The sequence below is a fragment of the Sulfuricurvum sp. MLSB genome, assembly GCF_000747095.1.
Taxonomy (GTDB): domain Bacteria; phylum Campylobacterota; class Campylobacteria; order Campylobacterales; family Sulfurimonadaceae; genus Sulfuricurvum.
In genome coordinates this window covers 1-4,692 of the sequence record NZ_JQGL01000120.1, presented here as the reverse complement: position 1 = coordinate 4,692, position 4,692 = coordinate 1, and the positions used below count along the sequence as shown (strand labels likewise).

Below are 4,692 nucleotides of genomic sequence, written 5' to 3'. Positions count from 1 at the left end.
TAGTGATGGTGCCGATGGTGCATTCCTGCATACGCCGAGGAGGATAACACCGCTAGGGCAACGGCGGCTGCGCTAAAGGAAAATAGAGGTTTCATGGAAAACTCCCGTAATTGAGATAGCGCCATCATCGCATCCCAGTGTGAATGGATTGTGAATCGTGAGCTATAATGACCTAAACTTTTTCGCAAGGACTTTCATGGACAGCGTCACCGAACACCGTACCTGGGTCAATCTCAAAGCGATTATCAAAGACCGTTTCAGCCTCGCAGAAGACAGTGCGGACGACGAAGTAATCGACGAGCGGATTCGTGCCGATGTCGATATGCGCGGTACGAACCTGTGGATTTTGATGTTTGCCATCTTTGTCGCGTCGATCGGCCTCAACGTAAACTCAACCGCCGTCATCATCGGAGCGATGCTTATCTCCCCGCTGATGGGGCCTATCATGGGGATCGGCTACGGAGCGGGGATCAACGACTTCTCCTTGCTGCGCCGCTCGTTTACGAGCCTCACTTTCGCTACCCTCGTGGGACTTTCGACCTCGACTCTCTATTTCCTGATCTCTCCGCTCGACACGGCCCACTCCGAACTTCTCGCCCGCACCTCTCCCACCGCGTGGGATGTGCTGATCGGTCTTTTCGGCGGACTGGCGGGAATCGTCGCAATGACGCGCAAAGAAAAATCCAATGTCATCCCCGGCGTCGCCATCGCGACCGCACTGATGCCTCCACTGTGTACGGCGGGATTCGGGCTGGCCGGCGGCAACTGGGAATTTTTCTTCGGCGCGTTTTATCTGTATACGATCAATTTCGTCTTCATCGCCCTCGCCTCGTTCATCGTCGTCCGCCTTTTCAACGTCACCGAAAAGAAATACGTCGATTCCGCGCTTGCCGTGCGTGCCCAGCGCTACATTGCCGCCGTCGTCATTATCACGCTGCTTCCCAGTTCCTATCTGGCCTATCGGCTCGTCGGAGAAGAAGTTTTCAAGGCGAAAGCGACCCATTTCGTCAACGACGCATTCAATTTCAAAACAACCAACGTCGCGCAGGTAAAAATCGATGCAAAAAACAAAGAGATCAAGGTTTTCCTCATCGGCGAATACATTCCCCAAGAGCAGCTCCGTGCGATCCGAGCCCGTTTGGGAAAAGAAGGGCTTAAAAAGGCGGTTTTAAACGTCTATCAAAACACAAACGGCCAAAGCATCGACCTCTCCAGCCTCAAAACCGGCATTATCACCGATCTGTACCAGAATAGCCAAATCGCCCTGCAAGCGCAAACCAAAGAGATCCAAACCCTCAAAGAACAACTCAAAAAAAGCGAAGAAGGGCGGGAACTTTTCAGCGCCGTGCCCGCTGAACTCAAAACCCTTTTTCCGAAAATCGGAGAGGCTATTCTTTCCAAGAGCTTTGGTCCCGCTTCCGCAGAGGATAACCGAAGCGCAGAGCGCCTGATTCTCAATATCTACGCATCCAAAAAACTCACCCTCAAAGAACGGAAGCAAATCGAGTCGTGGCTGAAACTACGGACAAAAAACGACAACGTTTTGCTCCTCATTCGCTAAAATGGCATTAAATTAATCAGGAGAAAAGATGCGTACGTTCACTATCGCGGGAATTTTGTTGTGCACTCTTGCATGGGGCAATCCCCAATGCTACGTCGAAGGCTACCCCGGCCTCGTAGCATCCGCCGATGAGTCGGCCCTCACCCTTGTAAACGGAACACGTCTTCCCTACCGTACGGCTGATGCCAAAACGACATGGGACGAAAAAATCAACCATGCCGATCTAGCCATGCAGCTCACTCAACGCTACGATGCTGGGGGGAGCGAAACCCCTCCGCCGTACCTCTTCGATCCGGGACGTCTGCGCTATCAGCCTTTTTTTCAGGCCCTCTACGGCAACGATCAAAAAACGATTGAAAAAAATCTCGTGACGATCACGTGGCCGACGCTCAAAGGCTCGGTCAAACTCCCGATCACCAAAGTCGGCGGCGTCGATAAAAAACTCTACGCCATCGGGCAGGAAATCGCCAAACTTCCCAAAAAAGAGCGCATTTGGGCCGAAGGAGCCGCTACCTACTGCTACCGCGTCATCAAAGACACCGACCGCCTCTCCATGCACAGCTTCGGGATCGCGATCGACCTCGCCCCGGCCACGACCCAATACTGGAAAGACGAGGCCTCGGCAGAGACCGCCAAGATCGGCTACAAAAACACGATGCCTCTATCGATCGTACGTATTTTCGAAAAGCACGGTTTCATCTGGGGGGGACGATGGTATCACTACGATACGATGCACTTCGAATACCGCCCCGAGCTCCTCGCCCCTTCATGCGTAGCCAAAGCGCACTAACCCTATGAATAGATGGATGGAAATCGCGTGCGATGAAGCGGTGTCGGGGATGGAGGCAAACGACGGCGGACCTTTCGGCGCCGTTATCGTCCGAAACGGCGAGGTAATTGCCCGCGCCCACAACGAAGTGCTCTCATCGAACGATCCGACCGCTCATGCCGAAATCCTCGCCATTCGCCGCGCTTCCGCCGTACTGGGAAACTTCGATCTCTCCGAGTGCATCCTCTACACGACATGCTACCCCTGCCCGATGTGCATGGGGGCTGTTTTGTGGGCGCGCATACCGGCCGTCTATTACGGTGCGACGAGGGAGGATGCCGCGGCAGGAGGATTTGACGATGCGCATTTTTATACGATGATTCAAAACCCTCAAAGCGCACTCAATCTGCGTCCGCTCGATACCGAAAACGCCAAATCCGTATTTGCGAAATGGCTCTCCAAAGAGAATCGGCGATACTACTGATGTGACCGTTCCGTAACCGTTGCGGTTTACACTTCTGCACTTTTCCATAAGGTGCGTATATGCTCTCTATCAAACCGATCCGGTTTTTGTCCCGCCTCTCCATCCGCCAAAAAATAACCCTGATCGTCGCCATGACCCAGTTATTCGCGATTATCGCCATCGCCATCGGCATTTTGGGGATGTTTTTGTCCAACGCTTCCCTCTCCAGAGTCCATACCCAGAGTCTCACGCCGCTTCAGCAGCTTCGTTCGTGCAAAAACGACATCGATAATACGATTCTCAAAACAGCAACCGACCTCTCGCAAGGAGTCGGCGATTTCAATACCGCAACGGCCGTCGTTCGCAATGCTCGGGGACATCTGCATCAAACCTGGCATACTTATACCCTCGGTAATCTGACCGAAGCGGAACGCGAACGCCTTGAGGAAGCCGGTACGGCCGTAGAACGGGCGGAACGATCGATCGAACTGCTGGAAAAAGCGATTGGGAAAAAAGACTTGATGGGTATCCTCGATCTGCTCCAAAGCGATTTCCCCTACTCTCTGACGCCTGCGAACGAACAGCTAGACGCCCTGATCGAACTCCAGATCGCCAATGCCGACCGGCTTTATAATGCCGCCCAAAGCGAGTTTAAAAGCACGCTTGCGCTAATCGCCGTGACGCTTCCCTTGGGCATGATCGTCGTCTTTATCATTCTTCGCCGCATAACCCGTGATCTGCTCGCCAAAATCTCCGACATCGTCTACATCGCGCACCATCTCAGAACAGGGAACCTGACCGAGCGGATCAGCACGCAAGGAAGCGACGAACTCGCCGTCGCGGCAGTAGACATGAACGATTCGATGGAAGAGCTTCAAAAAATGGTACGCGACATCCAGTCGGCTTCGGCGGAGAGCCTTTCAACGGCTCAGGAGCTGAACAACGTTTCCTACGCGATCCGGATCAGGCTCGAAACCAGCACCGCCGATATTGCCCAGACCCATGCCCGGATCATTACGTTGCAATCGATCGTCCAAACCTCCACCGCTTCCGCATACGACACCAACCAAAAAATCGACGAAGCCAATCGCACCCTGACACAGGCGGACAATCAGATTTCACGGATGAACGACGACATTCAAACCGTCGCCGGCATGCAGCAAGCGCTCTCTCAAGAGCTCCACACCCTCTCTTTGCAGGCACAGGAGGTCAAAGGGATACTCGACATCATCGGGGATATTGCCGATCAGACGAATCTACTCGCCCTCAATGCCGCCATCGAAGCGGCACGCGCCGGCGAACACGGACGGGGGTTTGCGGTTGTCGCGGACGAAGTACGCAAATTGGCCGAGCGGACGCAGGAAAGTTTGCAGCAGATCAACGGAACCATCAGCACTATCGTCGATGCCGTTTTCGATACCAGCCGGAAAATGGAAAAATCGGCGGGATCGATTTTAGTCGTTTCCCAAGATTCGGGAAACGTTCAGCATATGATCAATAGCTCATCGCGCCTCATCTCAGTCGCCGCACAGAGCGTTCATGACTCCAATCAAAACTTTGCCGAGCTGACCGAGGGGATGACCCTGATCTCGGAAAAAATCGATTCGCTCAATGCCCTCTCCGCCTCCAATTCAACCAGCGCTCGCGAAATTAGCGACGTCGCGTCCAGGCTCGATCAAAGCACGGCCCGCATCAACGAAAAACTCGCCAAATTCCGTACCTAACGTAAAAACTCGATCACTTTCTCTACCGGGCGGCCGATAAACGCACGATTCCCGTCAATGAGGATCGGACGTTCTATCAGGCGAGGATACTGCGCCAACGCATCGATCAGCTTCTCCTCGTCAGTCACTTTGGCCAGTCCAAGCTCCTTATAAAGCTCCTCTTTGGTCCGCATCA

5 protein-coding genes are annotated in these 4,692 nt (G+C 53.6%); 4 read left to right on the top strand and 1 reads right to left on the bottom strand.

The window, feature by feature from the left end:
• Positions 1–196 precede the first annotated feature (196 nt).
• The 4 genes from JU82_RS08625 to JU82_RS08610 are packed head-to-tail and all read left to right on the top strand — an operon-like array spanning position 197 to position 4,517.
• The gene (locus tag JU82_RS08625) at positions 197–1,561 is read left to right on the top strand and encodes a DUF389 domain-containing protein (RefSeq protein ID WP_037949456.1); all 1,365 of its coding nucleotides are present in this window, start codon (positions 197–199) and stop codon (positions 1,559–1,561) included.
• 28 nt (positions 1,562–1,589) lie between these two features.
• Positions 1,590–2,351 carry a M15 family metallopeptidase gene (locus JU82_RS08620; protein ID WP_294892658.1) on the top strand — a complete coding sequence of 254 codons (762 nt, stop codon included), beginning with the start codon at positions 1,590–1,592 and terminating at the stop codon, positions 2,349–2,351.
• Positions 2,352–2,355: 4 nt separating this feature from the next.
• Positions 2,356–2,814, top strand: a complete 459-nt coding sequence (locus tag JU82_RS08615) for a nucleoside deaminase (protein WP_037949454.1) — start codon at positions 2,356–2,358, stop codon at positions 2,812–2,814.
• Between the two features lie 59 nt (positions 2,815–2,873).
• Positions 2,874–4,517: a methyl-accepting chemotaxis protein gene (locus JU82_RS08610; RefSeq protein WP_037949452.1), complete on the top strand. Its 1,644-nt coding sequence runs from the start codon at positions 2,874–2,876 to the stop codon at positions 4,515–4,517.
• Here JU82_RS08610 and JU82_RS08605 read toward each other — a convergent pair.
• Positions 4,514–4,690: an ArsC/Spx/MgsR family protein gene (locus JU82_RS08605; protein WP_037949450.1), complete on the bottom strand. Its 177-nt coding sequence runs from the start codon at positions 4,688–4,690 to the stop codon at positions 4,514–4,516. The two genes, JU82_RS08610 and JU82_RS08605, sit on opposite strands and share 4 nt — an antisense overlap.
• Between the last annotated feature and the right edge of the window lie 2 nt (positions 4,691–4,692).